The organism is Billgrantia sulfidoxydans (assembly GCF_017868775.1).
GTDB lineage: Bacteria > Pseudomonadota > Gammaproteobacteria > Pseudomonadales > Halomonadaceae > Halomonas > Halomonas sulfidoxydans.
Window position 1 is genome coordinate 3,182,900 of record NZ_CP053381.1, and the last position, 14,509, is coordinate 3,197,408.

15 protein-coding genes and 1 tRNA gene are annotated in these 14,509 nt (G+C 66.7%); 3 read left to right on the forward strand and 13 right to left on the reverse strand.

Annotation, left to right across the window (positions count from 1 at the left end):
• Nucleotides 1-154 precede the first annotated feature (154 nt).
• The 10 genes from HNO51_RS14740 to HNO51_RS14785 all read right to left on the reverse strand — a co-directional run bounded on the left by HNO51_RS14740 (nucleotide 155) and on the right by HNO51_RS14785 (nucleotide 9,382).
• Nucleotides 155-1,474, reverse strand: coding sequence for an erythromycin esterase family protein (locus HNO51_RS14740; RefSeq protein ID WP_209537727.1), 1,320 nt, complete (start codon nucleotides 1,472-1,474; stop codon nucleotides 155-157).
• A gap of 81 nt (nucleotides 1,475-1,555) precedes the next feature.
• Nucleotides 1,556-2,230 carry a zinc metallopeptidase gene (locus HNO51_RS14745; protein ID WP_197448045.1) on the reverse strand — a complete coding sequence of 225 codons (675 nt, stop codon included), beginning with the start codon at nucleotides 2,228-2,230 and terminating at the stop codon, nucleotides 1,556-1,558.
• Between the two features lie 137 nt (nucleotides 2,231-2,367).
• Nucleotides 2,368-2,856 (reverse strand): 20S proteasome subunit A/B, encoded by a 489-nt coding sequence (locus HNO51_RS14750; protein ID WP_197448046.1) that lies wholly within the window; start codon nucleotides 2,854-2,856, stop codon nucleotides 2,368-2,370.
• Between the two features lie 164 nt (nucleotides 2,857-3,020).
• Nucleotides 3,021-4,103 (reverse strand): App1 family protein, encoded by a 1,083-nt coding sequence (locus tag HNO51_RS14755; RefSeq protein ID WP_197448047.1) that lies wholly within the window; start codon nucleotides 4,101-4,103, stop codon nucleotides 3,021-3,023.
• Between the two features lie 179 nt (nucleotides 4,104-4,282).
• Nucleotides 4,283-5,722, reverse strand: coding sequence for a sulfate adenylyltransferase subunit CysN (cysN, locus tag HNO51_RS14760; protein WP_197448048.1), 1,440 nt, complete (start codon nucleotides 5,720-5,722; stop codon nucleotides 4,283-4,285).
• Nucleotides 5,722-6,693, reverse strand: coding sequence for a sulfate adenylyltransferase subunit CysD (cysD, locus tag HNO51_RS14765; RefSeq protein ID WP_422674240.1), 972 nt, complete (start codon nucleotides 6,691-6,693; stop codon nucleotides 5,722-5,724). The genes cysN and cysD overlap by 1 nt, the downstream gene beginning before the upstream one ends.
• 119 nt (nucleotides 6,694-6,812) lie before the next feature.
• The gene (locus tag HNO51_RS14770; protein ID WP_197451067.1) at nucleotides 6,813-7,547 is read right to left on the reverse strand and encodes a phosphodiesterase; all 735 of its coding nucleotides are present in this window, start codon (nucleotides 7,545-7,547) and stop codon (nucleotides 6,813-6,815) included.
• On the reverse strand, nucleotides 7,547-7,996 hold the full coding sequence (locus HNO51_RS14775; RefSeq protein WP_197448049.1) for a DUF1249 domain-containing protein: 450 nt from the start codon (nucleotides 7,994-7,996) through the stop codon (nucleotides 7,547-7,549). Before HNO51_RS14775 ends, HNO51_RS14770 begins: the two co-directional genes overlap by 1 nt.
• Before the next feature lies 1 nt (nucleotide 7,997).
• Nucleotides 7,998-8,642 carry an NUDIX domain-containing protein gene (locus HNO51_RS14780; RefSeq protein ID WP_197448050.1) on the reverse strand — a complete coding sequence of 215 codons (645 nt, stop codon included), beginning with the start codon at nucleotides 8,640-8,642 and terminating at the stop codon, nucleotides 7,998-8,000.
• A 104-nt stretch (nucleotides 8,643-8,746) separates the two neighbouring features.
• Nucleotides 8,747-9,382, reverse strand: a complete 636-nt coding sequence (locus tag HNO51_RS14785; protein WP_209537728.1) for a TRAP transporter TatT component family protein — start codon at nucleotides 9,380-9,382, stop codon at nucleotides 8,747-8,749.
• Between the two features lie 204 nt (nucleotides 9,383-9,586).
• Here HNO51_RS14785 and greB point away from each other — a divergent pair, with 204 nt between their 5' ends.
• Nucleotides 9,587-10,135: a transcription elongation factor GreB gene (gene greB, locus HNO51_RS14790; protein ID WP_209537729.1), complete on the forward strand. Its 549-nt coding sequence runs from the start codon at nucleotides 9,587-9,589 to the stop codon at nucleotides 10,133-10,135.
• Here the strand turns inward: greB and HNO51_RS14795 are convergent.
• Genes HNO51_RS14795 through HNO51_RS14805 form a run of 3 tightly spaced genes read right to left on the reverse strand, consistent with a single transcriptional unit; the run spans nucleotide 10,105 to nucleotide 13,463 of the window.
• Nucleotides 10,105-11,115, reverse strand: coding sequence for a methyltransferase (locus HNO51_RS14795; RefSeq protein ID WP_209537730.1), 1,011 nt, complete (start codon nucleotides 11,113-11,115; stop codon nucleotides 10,105-10,107). The genes greB and HNO51_RS14795 overlap by 31 nt on opposite strands.
• Nucleotides 11,112-11,921, reverse strand: coding sequence for a methyltransferase domain-containing protein (locus tag HNO51_RS14800; RefSeq protein ID WP_209537731.1), 810 nt, complete (start codon nucleotides 11,919-11,921; stop codon nucleotides 11,112-11,114). The genes HNO51_RS14795 and HNO51_RS14800 overlap by 4 nt, the downstream gene beginning before the upstream one ends.
• Before the next feature lie 33 nt (nucleotides 11,922-11,954).
• Nucleotides 11,955-13,463: an amidase gene (locus HNO51_RS14805; RefSeq protein WP_209537732.1), complete on the reverse strand. Its 1,509-nt coding sequence runs from the start codon at nucleotides 13,461-13,463 to the stop codon at nucleotides 11,955-11,957.
• Nucleotides 13,464-13,583: 120 nt separating this feature from the next.
• Here HNO51_RS14805 and HNO51_RS14810 point away from each other — a divergent pair.
• A tRNA-Arg gene (locus HNO51_RS14810) sits at nucleotides 13,584-13,660 on the forward strand.
• A gap of 557 nt (nucleotides 13,661-14,217) precedes the next feature.
• Complete coding sequence (locus HNO51_RS14815) at nucleotides 14,218-14,484, forward strand: hypothetical protein (protein ID WP_209537733.1); 267 nt, start codon at nucleotides 14,218-14,220, stop codon at nucleotides 14,482-14,484.
• Nucleotides 14,485-14,509 lie beyond the last annotated feature (25 nt).

Consider the following 14,509-nt stretch of genomic DNA (forward strand, 5'->3'; position numbering starts at 1 on the left):
CACGCAGCCCGGATCCCCGGCAAGCCTCGAGACGGAAGCCTGCGCAGCGACTACCGCTCAGTCCAGCTTCATTGGCCGCTACGCCGTGCCGTCAATGCTGGCAGAATCCCGACCTCCCGTACATCAGCAGAATTCTGGTAACCGCCGCCAGGCCCTAGACCCCGAACGGATAGGTATCCGGTGCCTCCTCCGGGTGCCACTGCTCGCCCCTGTCGAACGGCTCCACGGCGCGGGTCTCGTCGACATGGAAAACGGCGTCGAACTGCCGGGCCATTGATGCCTTGAAGTAGTGGCTGATGCGCTCCGACTCGGGGCGGTAGATCACGCCGATGGCGCGCTCCCACAGCGGCTCCTTCAGGGGCGCCGCACCCTCGCCCAGCGGCAGGTAGAAGTCGCCGCGGCCGCTGTCGTGGAACAGCCGCTCGACGCTGCCCTCCATCGAGGGCCGCACCTTGCGATGCTCCACCGGGCCGTCCCAGTCGCGGGCCGCCGAGACGAAGCCGCTATGGGTGGTAAAGCCCACCAATAGCGCCTGATCGGTACCGAAGCGATGGCGCACCAGCTGGCCGACATTGTGCTGGCCGCGATGCCAGCCCATGTCGGTGAACGCGGCATCGCCCAGGTGGGAGTTGTGCGCCCACACCACCAGCTTGCCCTGCCCGCCCTGGCGGCGCAGGTGCTCACGCAGCTCGGCGATGGTATCGGTCATGTGCTCGTCGCGCAGGTTCCAAGTATCCACCCGCGAGCCGAACATGGCCCGATAGTAGTGTTCCGCATTGACCACCACGCGGGCGTTCTGCTCGGCGAAGAACTGCTCGTCGCGAGGGCGTCGGCCGTCCCCATGCAGGTAGTTGCCGGACTTCTCGAGCAGGTCGGCGAGCAGGCGCACGGCGGCATCCTCGCAGATGCGGCTGAGGCCGAAGGCGGCATCGTGACCGTAGCGCACCGGGTCGCCACCGTGGTCGAGGCAGCCGTAGCCCTCGCGGGCGATGCGCGCCTGCTCCGGGTCGATGCCCTCGAGGTACTCGATCACCGCCTCCGCCGAGCGGTGCAGGCTGTAGACGTCGAGGCCGTGGAAACCCACCTGCTCATCGGCATGCTTGCCGGCATTGTGCTCCGCGAGCCAGCCGATGAAGTCGCGCACGTCGGTGTTGCGCCACATCCACTGCGGAAACCGCTGGAAATCGTCGAAGGCGCTTTTGAGCGTGTCATCACCTTCGCCGCGGACGTAGCGATTGAGGCGCAGCGCATCGGGCCAGTCGGCCTCGACGATCACCGCCTCGAAGCCCTTCTCGCGGATCAGGCGCCGAGTGATCTCGGCGCGCATACGGTAGAACTCGGCGGTGCCGTGGGAGGCCTCGCCGAGCAGCACCAGTGAGCGCTCACCCACCTCGTCGAGCAGGCGGTCGTAGTCGCTGCTCCGTCCGGCGAGCGGCACGGCATGGTCGCGAACGTAGTCCTGGGGAGTCGTCATCTCGCACCTCCTCCATGAAGGTCCATGGTTACTCCCTGAACTCTAGAAACCCCCTCCGCTTGCACTCAAGGTCTGGTGGGGTCAGCGACGCAGGATCACCAGCCAGCGCCCCAGGTTCAGGATGCTCGCCAGCGAGGCGGCCACGTAGGTGAAGGCGCAGGCGGTCAGCACGTGGCGGGCGCCGGGCATGTCGTAGGGCGGCACGTACTCGCGCAGCAGCGGCAGGGCGCGATTGAAGCTGGCGTCGAACTCCACCGGCAGGGTCACCAGATGCACCACCGCCGCGGTGCCGAAGCTGATTACCGCCGCCACGATCACGATGGCCAGCCCCCCGGGCAGGCGGGTCAGGATGAACAGGAAAGGGGCAGCCATCATCAGCAGCGCGCCGATCTTCTCGGCCCGCTGCGCCACGCCGACCATGCGCGCCCGGGCGATCAGCGGGGCGTACCCCTCGTGGTGCTGGATGGCATGGCCCACCTCATGGGCGGCCACGGTCACTGCCGTCAGCGAGCGTCCCTCGTAGTGCTCGCGGGAGAGTCGCACCCGGCGCGCCTCCGGGTCGTAATGGTCGCCCTGGTCGGTCATCTCCACCTTGACCCCCTCGATGCCCAGGCGACGCAGCAGATGATCGGCCAGTTCGGCACCGGTACCGGGATAATCGTCGCGCCCACGGGAGTGCCGCGACAGCACCCACTTGGCCCACACGTTGGGCAGCACGAAGATGGCCAGCAGAAAGACGATCAGCAGCACGATCATGGCGTTCGGGGTCTCTTTGGGCGTCTTGACGTTGGACGTAGCGTACCCGGTTCGGGTTCATGCTGTCGCGCTGCGCCCGACGCACCAACGACGCAGCCCCGGCCAGTTGGCCGGGGCTGCGCGGGGTCTAGCCGATATCAGGTCGTCGCGGGTTCCGGCTTTGCCTCGACATCCCGCATCATCGTCGCGAAGGGTACGCCGGCCCGGGTCGCGGGCGTGACGGACTGCACCTCACCGCCGCTGTCATGGTCGCGGGTCTTGGCATATTCCACCGCCTCGACGGCGCTCTTGCCGTGGTCGATGGCAGCCAGCGCCCACTTCCAGCCGGTGCCGTAGGCGACGGGGCCGTTGACCGGAATCCGCACCAGCTTGTTGAACATCTCGAAGACGCCGTCGGGCCCGGCAATGATCATCTCGACCCTCGTCACGTGCGGCTTGTCGTTACGCGGCGCCCCGGCATTGAGCCACTCCATGACCTCCCACCACTCCTGCTGCTCGCCGGCGAAGGCGACCCACTCGCCGTTGTCGAGCTGGAACAGCTTCTGCGCATGGTTGTAGGTCGAGCCGTTAACACTGATCAGCGAATCCGTCGCCAGCGTGGTCCCATCCCATACGATCGTGGTCATGCGAGTACCTCTTCTGAAACGTGCCGAGCCTCAACGAGAAATTAACGAAGCCCTGGCGTCAGGCGCAGGGTAGAAGCGAAAAACGCAAGAAATCGACACACAGAATAACGAATTTGTAACCCGCCAAAGCGATGGACTAGCGCCGGAGCCGGCCTCAGCTCGAGCTATGCATGCGACGCCCGGCGCACCCGCTCGAGCCCCTCCTCGGCGATCAGCCCTTGGGTGAAGGCGTGCTCGGCCATGGCAAGACTGTCTTCGGCCAGCACCAGGTCGCAGCCGGTATGGCGAATCTCCTCGCGCAGCGCATCGATGGCGCGCTCGCGCTCGGGTCGGCGCTCCACCCGCCGGATGTAGACCGCCCGGATCCGCTCGGGATATTCGTGCACGATACGCGCATAGACCTCGGGGTCGTGCTGGCCGCTGTCGCCGACCAGTACACAGGGCAGCTCGTCGCGCATCGACAGCATGTGCTGGATCAGGTCGTACTTGTGATCCTCGGCACGCCGCGGCCACGGCTTGCGCCAGGAGATGCCCCACTCGCGCAGGAACAGGATGGGCCCCACGGGGATGCGGTTGAGCTGGAAGAACTCCTCGAGCATCTCGTAGATGCTCCAAGGCCCGCGCGAGACGTAGAGAATCGGCCGCTTGGCCTGGCCGCTGCCACCGACGTGCAGCGCCTGGTAGAAGTCGGCTACGCCGGGAAAGGCCATGCGCTGGTGCGCCCGCTTGACGAACAGCCGGTGCAGCATGCGCAGCTTGTTGGCCACGCCGGTGTACATCACCGTGTCGTCGATGTCGCTGATGATCAGCAGGTCGGCCTCGGCCGGGGGGATGTAGACCTCGGCGAACGACTGTACCGGCTCGATGTCCGGTAGCACCACGTGCAGTTCGGCGTGATGCCAGGCGCTGTCCTGCGGCAGGGCGTGCGCGAGCGGCATGTGCACGTCGAAGTAGCCGTCGCGGTCGGTGGTCACGGTGGTGACGTTCTGCCCCAGGGTCACCTCGACGGTGACCGCAGGGAGCCCATGGCGGAAGAGGCGCCGCACGATGTCGGCCAGGTCGCGCAGAACGCCATAGCGCGGAATCAGCTCGCCCAGCGCGGCCTGGCGGAACACCCGCCCCATGAGGAAGGCCTCGTGGCGGGAGCCGTAGCCGCGGTAGGGGTGCACGACGTAGCCACCACGCCCGCGGTCACGCTTCATCGGGCGGGCGGCAATGCGCAGCAAGCGCCTGACGAAGCCCGTCATTCACCCTCCGGCGAGGCGCCAGCTGGCGGGAAGCCACTCGAACGGTACGCTATCGGCCGATCCTGGCAGTACGGCATGTCTCCTCCCTGACACTCGACAGGGCCCGGCAAGCGCCGAGCCCTGTCCCTAGTGTGGAGGATAATGCCGCCAGTTCAACCGTCTATGGTCGGCCTGGCCGATCAGCGCAGCAGGTCGCGAACGTCCTTCGCTTCCCAATGCGGGAAATGCTTGCGAATCAGCGCATTGAGTTCCAGTTCGAAGGTCGGCCAGTCGACCTCGCGGCGCGGCTGCCCTGCCGCCTCGGCAGCGCCGCGCACCATGCCCGCCCCCACGGTGACGTTGGAGAGCCGGTCGATGACGATGAAACTCCCGGTGCCGGGGCTCTGGTCGTAGGCGTCGAGCGGTACCTCGGCGGTCAATTCGACCCGGCAGCGGGCGATGGCGTTCAGCTCCAGGCGCTCGGCCTCGTGCCGCTCCAGGGTGTTGACGTCGACCTGGTGGTGAATCGCACTCACGCGCCCGGCCACCGAGCGTCCGGCCAGGCGGATGTCATACTGCCGACCGGGCGCCAAGGGCTGTTCGTGCATCCACACGATGTCGGCATCGAAGGCGTTGGTCAGGGTGACCTCGGCATCCTCGGCGACGATCCAGTCGCCACGGGAGATATCGATCTCGTCCTCGAGGGTCACGGTGACGGCCTGCCCCGGCCACGCCGCCTCCAGGTCGCCATCGAAAGTGACGACCCGTTCGATGCGGCTGGTCTTGCCCGAGGGCAGCGCCTTGATCGCCAGGCCCGGGCGCAGCACACCGGCCTCCAGCGTGCCGGCATAGCCGCGGAAGTCGAGGTTGGGCCGGTTGACGTACTGCACCGGGAAGCGCAGGTCGACCAGGTTGCGGTCGCGGCTCACCTCCACGGACTCCAGCAGTTCCAGCAGCGCCGGTCCCGCTTCGCCGTCGATCTGGTACCAGGGCGTGCGGTCGCTGCGGTTGACCACGTTGTCGCCCTCCAGCGCCGACATCGGCACGAAATGCAGGTCCTTGACCGAGAGTTGCTCGGCGAAGCGCCGGTAGTCGGCGACGATCTCGTCGAAGCGCGCCTCGTCGAAGCCCACCAGGTCCATCTTGTTCACCGCGATGACCAGGTGCTTGATGCCCAGCAGATCGGCAATGAAGCTGTGACGCCGGGTCTGGGTCTGCACGCCGTAGCGGGCGTCGATCAGGATGATCGCCAGGTTGGCGGTGGAGGCCCCGGTGGCCATGTTGCGGGTGTACTGCTCGTGCCCCGGCGTATCGGCGATGATGAACTTGCGCTTGTCGGTGGAGAAGAAGCGGTAGGCCACGTCGATGGTGATGCCCTGCTCGCGCTCCGACTGCAGGCCATCAACCAGCAGCGCCAGGTCCACGGCATCGCCGGTGGTGCCGCTCTTCTTGGAGTCGCGGGTCAACGCCGCCAGGTGATCGTCGAAGATCATCTTGGAGTCGTGCAGCAGCCGGCCGATCAGGGTCGACTTGCCGTCGTCGACGCTGCCGCAGGTGATGAAGCGCAGCAGGTCCTTGTTCTCGTGCTCGTGCAGGTACTGCTCGATGTTGTCGGCGATCAGTGTCGATTGGTGTGCCATCAGAAGTACCCCTCGCGCTTCTTCTTCTCCATCGAGCCCGCCTGGTCATGGTCGATGGCCCGGCCGCTGCGCTCGCTAGTGCGGGTCAGCAGCATCTCCTGGATGATCTCGGGCAGGGTGTCGGCCCTGGACTCCACCGCGCCGGTCAGCGGGTAGCAGCCCAGGGTGCGGAAGCGCACCCACTTCTCCTCGGGCACCTCGCCGGGGGCGAGCGGCATCCGCTCGTCGTCGACCATCACCAGCATGCCGTCGCGCTCCACCACCGGGCGCGGGGCGGCGTAGTAGAGCGGCACGATGGGAATCTGCTCGAGGTAGATGTACTGCCAGATGTCCAGCTCGGTCCAGTTGGAGAGCGGGAAGGCGCGGATCGACTCGCCCTTGTTGACCCGGGCGTTGTAGAGGTTCCACAGCTCGGGACGCTGGTTCTTGGGGTCCCAGCGGTGGAACTTGTCGCGGAACGAGAACACCCGCTCCTTGGCGCGGCTGGCCTCCTCGTCGCGACGCGCGCCGCCGAAGGCGGCATCGAAGCCGTACTTGTCCAGCGCCTGCTTGAGCGCCTGGGTCTTCATCACGTCGGTATAGCCGCTGGAGCCGTGATCGAAGGGGTTGATGCCCGCGGCGCGCCCCTCTTCGTTGATGTGCTCGATCAGCTCCATGCCCACCTCACCGGCCATGCGGTCGCGGAAGGCGATCATCTCGCGGAACTTCCAGGTGGTGTTGATGTGCATCAGCGGGAACGGCGGCGGCCCGGGGTAGAAGGCCTTGCGCGCCAAATGCAGCATCACCGAGGAGTCCTTGCCGATGGAGTAGAGCATCACCGGGTTACGGAACTCGGCGGCCACCTCGCGGATGATATGGATCGATTCGGCTTCGAGCTGCTGGAGATGGGTCAGCCGGCGCGGCGACAGGGAGGCCGGCGAGTCGGAAGCCGGGGGCGCCGGCTTGTGCTCGGGAGCTTTGAGACTGGTCATCGGCCCGGATACCTCGCATGACGATGGGCATTAGAATCATGCGCACAGGGTAACGCCGGGCTAATAATAACGTAAAAGAATGATTGCCTATCTTTTTAGATCAAAAACGAATCGAAGCATCAAAGATCGATGCGCTCGATCCAGGTCAACCACTCGTCGCTGCGCAGGTCGACGATCCGAAAGCCCGGGCGCGACGCCTCATCGATGGCGAAGCCGTCGGAGCCAGCCAGGAACTGATCGGTGGTCGAAGGGCAGCCGTAGACCATGACCTCGCCACGCTCCAGCCGCTGGCGGCCGGCGAAGGCCTGGTGGATGTGACCGCAGAGAATGGCCTTGACCTGCGTGAACGGCGCCAGCGCCTGCCACAGGGCGTCACGATCCTTGAGCCCGATCTCGTCGAGCCAGGCCGAGCCCACCGGAAGCGGCGGATGATGCATGACCAGCAGCGTGGGGCGCTCGTCCTGGCTCAGGCGCTCGACCAGCGCCTCGATCCGCTCCGCGCCCAGTTCGCCATGGGCATGCCCCTTGACCCAGGTATCGGCGACCAACAGCCGCCAGTCGCCCAGGTCGATGTCGTCGTGGATGGCCTTGATGTCCCGCATCAGATCCTGCTGGTCGTGGTTGCCGCCCAGCCAGAACCAGGGGCACTCCAGCCTCGAGAGCACCCGATGGGCATGCTGGTAGGAGGCTGCCGTCTCGTCCTGACTGACATCGCCGCTGACAATGACCGCGTCGGGGCGTTCGGCGCGCACCGCCGCCACCACCGACTCGAGCTGGCGCAGAGGGAAGCCGGCCCGCGAGCGGGCATCGGGGTCGGCATGCAGGTGGCAGTCGCTGAGCTGGACCAGCCGCATCATCCCGGCAGTTCCGTCACGTTGGTAGGGTGGCCGTGCTCCAGGCCATGGGCCAGCCACTCTCCCAGGAAACGGTTGAGCTGCAGCTTCTCGTCGGGCTGGAACATGCGCACGTTGGGATAGCGGTAGCGCCCGTTGAAGTGGCGCTCGCGCTGGAAGTCCGTGACCTCGGCCATGCGCACGTCATGGTACAGGTGCACACGCATGCAGGGCGGCTCGATGACCGCATCCATCAGGCCGCTCTGGCTCACGCGGGCGATGGTGGTATAGGGCGCCCGCTCCAGCACCGACAGCCACAGGGTACCGAATCGGCCACGCCCACCGGTCAGCTCGAGCTCACGCGTCTCGCCCGCCCCCAGATCGCCCAGCAACCGAACCAGGCGCAGGTAGTTGGCGCTGCATTCCCCCTGCAGGCCCTTCAGATCGGTGACATAGGCGGTTCTCGCCACGCTACCCCCTTGCTCGTAGAGATGCTCGTTCAGCCGCCAACCAGTAGAAGGCGATCAGACACATGGCATTGTCGAGTCGCCCAGCCTGCAAGAGTTCCCAGGCCTGATGAAACGGTAACACGTGAACGCGGATGTCCTCATGCTCTTCGTCCAGGCCATGCACGCCGCCCAGCCCGTCACAGTCGACCAGCGCGCAGAACAGCGTCACTCGCTCCGAGCAGGCGCCCGGGCTCGGATAGTAGGTATGCAGTTCGACCAGGTCAATGACCTCGCAGCCGGCTTCCTCCATGGCTTCCCGCCGGGCCACCTCGGCCGCGCTCTCACCCTCCTCGACCAGGCCGGCGACGATCTCGAGCTTCCACGGCGACTCGGGGTCGTCCAGCGCCCCGGCACGGATCTGCTCGACCAGCACCACGCAGTCGCGCTCCACGTCGTAGAGCAGCACGCCGACGGCATCATGCCGAACGTGCACCTCGCGCACCACCGTACCACTCCAGCCGCCCTCGAACAGGCGGTGGCGCAGGTGCACCTCGTCCAGGCGGAAGAACCCCTGATGCAGGCAGCGACGCTCGTTCAGCTCGACATCGGTACCGCTGAAGCTGGGCAGGCGGGCGGCGTCCCGGCCGCTATCGTGATTATCGGTCATGCAAACCTCCGAGTCTGCGATGGCGACCATTATCGTGACCGGAGCCGAATCTGCCAACCGCCGCCTGCCGAACCCGCACGCCCCGGGCGCGCGGGAACGTCGCCTCAGAGCCGGGACAGCAGCGCCCTGGCCTCCTCGCGCAGTGCCTCGTCCGAGGCCTGGCGATCCTTGCGCGCGGTACCGTCGACGGCACGCTGGGCGTGCTCGCGCGCCTCATCGCGGCGCCCCTCGTCCTCGAGGAAGGCAGCATAGTAGTAGTTGACGTCGATACCCTCGGGGCGGATCTCCAGCGCGCGCTGGAACATGCGCTCGGCGGTCTCGCTGTTGCCGAACCCGATCGGCCTGCCCGGCGCGCGGTCGTATAAGGCGCCCAGGGTCACGTAGGCCGAGCCGTTGCCTCCCTGCGGGTCGAGCTCGATGGCGCGCTCCAGGGCATCGCGCGCCGAGCGGGCGCTGCCCAGCGCCCCCAGGCCGCTGCGCTCGCGCGCATACGACGCCTCGATGATGCCGTACCAGATCAGCGGCTGGGCCTCGCCGGCATTGGCCTCGGTCAGCTGCTCGGCTTCGCTGGCCAGCGACTTGAGCGCGCTGCGACGCTGCCCCTCGGCCTGCTGCGTGTTGATCCGCTCCCAGCGCTGCTTGAGCGCCTCCACCTCGTTCTCCCAGGCCAGGGCGCCGGAAAAGGGCGCGAGCAGCAGACCTGCCCCCAGGGCGGCGGCGAGAAACTGACGTCGTGGCATGTCCAGACTCCTTCCTTCATTCGCTTGTTATTGGCTGATGACTTCTTGACGGTGGCGCGCGGCACCGCTTCCGGCAATGTAACGAACGTTTGAATGATTCGCCAGTCCGATCACCGCCTCGGTGCTGGCCCACCGGGGGTCAATGGCGTATGTTGCCCTTTCGCCGCATGAACCTACTCGCCGCAAGAATGCAGGAGCGACGCCATGAAGGGCCGTAACATGACGCGCTGGCGCGACCCCGCCAAGGACCCGCGCCAGGAACCCAGGAGCAACCTGATCACTGCCGAGGGGGCCGAGCGCCTGCGCGGTATTCTCGATCACCTTTCCCGGGTCAAGCGCCCCGCCCTCTCGGCCAAGGTGGGCGAAGCCGCGGCGCTGGGCGACCGCAGCGAGAACGCCGACTACACCTACAACAAGAAGGAACTCAACCGGGTCATCGCCCGCATCCGCTACCTGACCAAGCGGCTCGACGAGCTGCAGGTGGTGGATCGCCTGCCGACGGATACCGGCAGGGTCTATTTCGGCGCCTTCGTCACGCTCGAGGACGAGGAAGGCGAGGAGATGCGCATCCGCATCGTCGGCCACGACGAGACCGACACCGCCAAGCGCTGGATCAGCGTCGACGCCCCGCTGGCCAAGGCACTGCTGGGCAAGGCGCTGGACGACGAGGTCACGGTCAAGGCGCCGGCGGGCGATACGACCTACCTGATCACGGAGATCGCCTATCGGGATTCTGCCACGCGGGCCCGATAAACCCGAAACCGCCGATCGTCGGCCAGGACATCGAACCCACCGAAGGCGCACTCGAGCAGGTCCGGATAGGGCAGGAAGGCGTTGGCCACTATCAGCAGCGTCCCACCCGGCAGCAGATGCGCGGGCGCCTCGCGGATCAGGCGCCCGGCCGGGCCGTAGTCGATGCTGCGCTCCTGATGAAACGGCGGGTTGCTGACGATGGCGGCGAAGCGGCGCCCATCGAGCGCCGAGTAGACGTCGCTGGACAGCGCCCGCCCTTCGAGCCCATTGGCCGCCAGGGTGCGCCGGGTGGCTTCCACCGCGAAGGCGTTGACGTCGACCGCCGTGACCCGGTGACCGCGGCGCGCCAGCCAGGCGGCGAGGATGCCATCGCCGCAGCCCATGTCGAGCACGTCCTGCGCCTTGTCAGGCCCCGGCAGTTCCGCTTCGAGCCGCTCGAGCAGCAGCCGGGTGCCCTCATCCAGCTTACCGTGACCGAACACGCCGGGATGGCTGACGAGCGTCAGCCCCTCGGCTTCGAAGGTGGTCCAGGCGGCATCCGGGTCGATGCCGACTTTGCCGAGGCGCGTCTCGAACAGGATGCAGCGCCGCGCGCTGTCGAGCTTGCGACAGCCCAGCCCCAATGCCGCCAGCACCTTGAGCACGCGCTTGATGCCGCCCTGGTTCTCGCCCACCAGCTGCAGCGGCGTTCCGGCCGGCAGATTAGCGCACAGCCACAACAGCCACCATTCGCCCAGGGCATGGGTCTTGGGCCAGAACAGCACCGCCCCGGGCGGCGCGCCGACGGCATCGCCGGCGAACGGCGAGGAGGCCGGGCGGCCGCGACCCTGCCAGGCCTGCAGCACGCCATGGTCGGCGCTCAGGACGCTGCCCTGCCCCGCCTCGAGCCAGACATCGCGCGGCGGCGCCACCCACAGCCAGCCGCGATAGTCGGCCTGCTGGCGTTCCAGCAGTTGGCAGACCGGCGTTTCGGCACTCATCGAACGTTCCCCTCGGTCGGCAGATCGCCTTCCTTCACCAGCGTATAGAGCAGGTAGCGGCCCAGTCGCCAGTGCGGTTCGACCTGGCAGTAGCGCCGCTCCAATGCCACCAGCCGCTGCCAGTCGTCCTCGCTGGCCGGCGGGTGACGCAGGTAATCGTGGAACACACGGATGCCCGCCACAGCGCGAATCGACAGCCGGCATTGGCGGCTCCAGGCGACGATCCGGTCATGGCTCAACGGGGAGATGGGGGTCAACCGCTGGCGCTTGCCGGTGCCCTCGAGGCGATCGTCCAGCGCCTTCTGCAGGTTGCCCTTGACCACGTTGGAGAAACGCAGCGCATCGCGATTGAACACCATCAGCGACAGCTGACCGCCCGGAGCGAGCCCATCCGCCAGGGTGGCGAGAGCCGCACGCGGGTCGCTGAGCCACTCCAGCACGGCGTGGCAGGCGATCAGCGGCCAGGGGCCGGGCGTGCGCTCCGGCAACGCCTGCAGCGGCGCCCGCATGAAGCTCACCGGCAGCCCCTCGAGCGACTGGCGCGCCTGTTCGAGCATGTCGCCGGCCGGCTCCAGCAGGGTGACCGGGTGGCCGCGCCGGGCGAACCAGGCGGAGAGTTGCCCCAGCCCACCCCCCACGTCCAGCAGCGGCTGGCCATCGAGTTCGAGCATCTCGGGCAGCAACGCATCGAGCATGGCCAGGCGCAGCGCACCGCGCGGCCCACCGTAAAGGCTGCCGGCGAACTTCTCGACCAGGCCGTCGAAGTGACGGTCACCGGCAGGCGAAAGCGGAGTGGAATCGGTCATGGCGGAACTGCGACAGAGGGTGTGGCGCGCATTCTACCCGTCCTGCCAAGGTCTGGGCAGGTGTCGTGCCCAACGCGCCTCGGCCTCGACCTGCGCCGCCAGCGCCAGCAGGCGATGCTCGTCCCCCATGGCGCCGATCACCTGCACACCGACCGGCAGGCCATCCGGTGTCACGTGCAGCGGCAGCGACATGGCCGGCTGGCCGGTCAGGTTGGCCAGCTGGGTATAGGGAGTGCGCGATAGCGCATCGCGCGCCAGGTGCCCGAGCATGCCCGCCTTGAGCGCCAGCCCCGCCAGGCCGGGAATCGCCAGCAGCCCCATCAGGCGCTCTTGCACGCGTGGCGGATAGAGTTCCCCCAGGCGCGGCGCCGGCGCCGCGGTCACCGGCAGCAGCAGCGCGTCGTAGCGGCGATGGAAGGCTCCCATGGCGCGCGCCGCCGCGTTCCAGTCGCGCTTGGCCAGCTCGTAGTCGCGCACCGGCAGGCAGCGTCCCAGGCGGGCAATGGCGCGGGTGGAGGGCTCAACGTCCAGGCGAGGGACGGGCACGCCGGTCTCGCGGGAGATCCAGGCCAGGTCGGCCGTCAAGTGTCCCAGGTAGAGCGTCAGGTAGGCGTTGGCCAGGCGCTCGCCGTCGATCGGCGGCTCGGCCCACTCGACATGATGGCCCAGCCCTTCGAGCATGCCTGCCGCGGCCTCCACCGCCCGGCGCACCTCGGGATCGAGCACGCTGCCCAGTGGCCTGCCCAGCGGCTCGCCGAGCGATACCGCCACGCGCAGCGGAGCGGGCGGACGCTCGAGCGCCGCAAGATAGCCCGTTTCGCGCCTGACCGGGTACGGTGCCCCCTCGTCCATGCCGTTGATGGCGTCGAGCAGCGCGGCGCTGTCCCGCACCGACCGGGTCACGGCGTGCTCCACCACGGCACCCTGCCACACCTCGGCGTGCAGCGGCCCCTGCGGCACCCGCCCGCGCGACGGCTTGAGGCCGAACAGGCCGCAATAGCTGGCGGGAATGCGGATCGAGCCGCCGCCGTCGCCGGCCATGGCCAGCGGCACCAGCCCCGCGGCAACCGCTGCCGCCGCCCCGCCGCTGGAGCCGCCGGGCGAGTGCGACGGCTGCCAGGGGTTGATCGGATGCGGGAAGGCCCGCGGCTCGGTGATCCCCATCAACCCCAGCTCGGGCGTCGCCGTCTGGCCGAGAATGGCAAGACCCGCCTGGCGCAACCGAACCACCAGGGTCGAGTCCACCGGCGGCTTCCACTCGGCCAGGGCCGCGCTGCCGAAGGCCAGCGGCTCGCCCTCGATCGCCATCAGCAGGTCCTTGGTCAGGGTCGGCACCCCGGCGAACGGCGCCGCCGGATCGACGCCGCCGGCCTCTTGCCGGGCACGCTCGAAGCGCATGCGCACTACCGCCTGAAGCCGCGGGTTGTCGCGCTCGATGGCACGGCAGGCGGTGTCGAACACCTCCTCGCGACTCACCTCGCCGCTGCGTATCAGCTCGGCCAGCCCCAAGGCATCGTGCCGTCGGTACTCATCGATTTCCATGCGCGCTTCCTGCTACTGAAGACAAGCTCGATGATGGCCGTTCGGCTTCAGGCTTGGCAACACACGCAGGGCAATCGGTTTATCTCGATGCCACAAGCGCTTATAATGCGCAGCCGTGCGGCCCCCATAGCTCAGCTGGATAGAGCGTCCCCCTCCTAAGGGGAAGGTCCCAGGTTCGAATCCTGGTGGGGGCGCCAATTATATCAGCCACTTGCTGAGCATCTTACGCTCAGCAAGTGGCTCCTCTACCGCCCCGACCCCAACAGCGACCCCAACACGATGTCTCGCTAGGCAATACAGCATGGCTGCGGCTGGGTGTGAGCGTGGCGACTACCTGCCCCACGGCTTCCGCTCAAGCTTCCACGACTTGATCAGCGGACACCACCGACAACCCCGAGGCCTCGCTGAGATGGCGCTGGCCCACACCATCGAGAATAACGTAGCGGCTGCCTATAGAGGCGGTGACCTGTTCAAGAAAGGGCAGCCAATCATGCAGGAAAGGGGAAATTAAATTTCCTTAACTGACGAGGTGTAAATCAAGCGTGTGCTAGGAGTCGACGCTGAATGAAATGCAGGCATATTCTGACCAAAGCTACTGAACAACCACACGGGAATTCCGGCAGAACCAATTAATTACCGTCCAAGGAAGTCTCACAAAGTACAATTTTCCATTGACTATTGACGCCAGGTAGGCTGCGGGGAATACTACTTGCGAACTGGGGCATTCAGCACCAGCCTACTTAGGAAAGTACGAATGAACAATACCATTGTCATCCCGTGTACAGACCAGTGCGACCCTGAATGCAAAGGTGAGCAGACATTCTATCTCGACGTTGTCGGGCTCACCCAAGAGCAAGTTGACGCCATTGTGCTAACAGAGGGCTGCGTTACGTTGCACCTATCTCACGAGCAGATGAAAATTAATCATTTAAGTGCAAACGACCCTTCATATTGCCCCATTGAGAAAGGGGTAAAGGTGGACTTGTCCCTAGACACGGTTTGCGTTAACTATGCACAATAGAGAACCAATCAAAGCATTTTATTTT

What these genes read in the sequence shown, in the direction of transcription:
- cysD (WP_422674240.1), bottom strand. Translation starts at nt 6,693, where the DNA reads ATGACCAGTCTCAAAGCTCCCGAGCACAAGCCGGCGCCCCCGGCTTCC.
- cysN (WP_197448048.1), bottom strand. Translation starts at nt 5,722, where the DNA reads ATGGCACACCAATCGACACTGATCGCCGACAACATCGAGCAGTACCTG.
- HNO51_RS14795 (WP_209537730.1), bottom strand. Translation starts at nt 11,115, where the DNA reads ATGAGTGCCGAAACGCCGGTCTGCCAACTGCTGGAACGCCAGCAGGCC.
- HNO51_RS14750 (WP_197448046.1), bottom strand. Translation starts at nt 2,856, where the DNA reads ATGACCACGATCGTATGGGATGGGACCACGCTGGCGACGGATTCGCTG.
- HNO51_RS14745 (WP_197448045.1), bottom strand. Translation starts at nt 2,230, where the DNA reads ATGATCGTGCTGCTGATCGTCTTTCTGCTGGCCATCTTCGTGCTGCCC.
- HNO51_RS14755 (WP_197448047.1), bottom strand. Translation starts at nt 4,103, where the DNA reads ATGACGGGCTTCGTCAGGCGCTTGCTGCGCATTGCCGCCCGCCCGATG.
- greB (WP_209537729.1), top strand. Translation starts at nt 9,587, where the DNA reads ATGAAGGGCCGTAACATGACGCGCTGGCGCGACCCCGCCAAGGACCCG.
- HNO51_RS14785 (WP_209537728.1), bottom strand. Translation starts at nt 9,382, where the DNA reads ATGCCACGACGTCAGTTTCTCGCCGCCGCCCTGGGGGCAGGTCTGCTG.
- HNO51_RS14780 (WP_197448050.1), bottom strand. Translation starts at nt 8,642, where the DNA reads ATGACCGATAATCACGATAGCGGCCGGGACGCCGCCCGCCTGCCCAGC.
- HNO51_RS14805 (WP_209537732.1), bottom strand. Translation starts at nt 13,463, where the DNA reads ATGGAAATCGATGAGTACCGACGGCACGATGCCTTGGGGCTGGCCGAG.
- HNO51_RS14815 (WP_209537733.1), top strand. Translation starts at nt 14,218, where the DNA reads ATGAACAATACCATTGTCATCCCGTGTACAGACCAGTGCGACCCTGAA.
- HNO51_RS14800 (WP_209537731.1), bottom strand. Translation starts at nt 11,921, where the DNA reads ATGACCGATTCCACTCCGCTTTCGCCTGCCGGTGACCGTCACTTCGAC.
- HNO51_RS14770 (WP_197451067.1), bottom strand. Translation starts at nt 7,547, where the DNA reads ATGCGGCTGGTCCAGCTCAGCGACTGCCACCTGCATGCCGACCCCGAT.
- HNO51_RS14740 (WP_209537727.1), bottom strand. Translation starts at nt 1,474, where the DNA reads ATGACGACTCCCCAGGACTACGTTCGCGACCATGCCGTGCCGCTCGCC.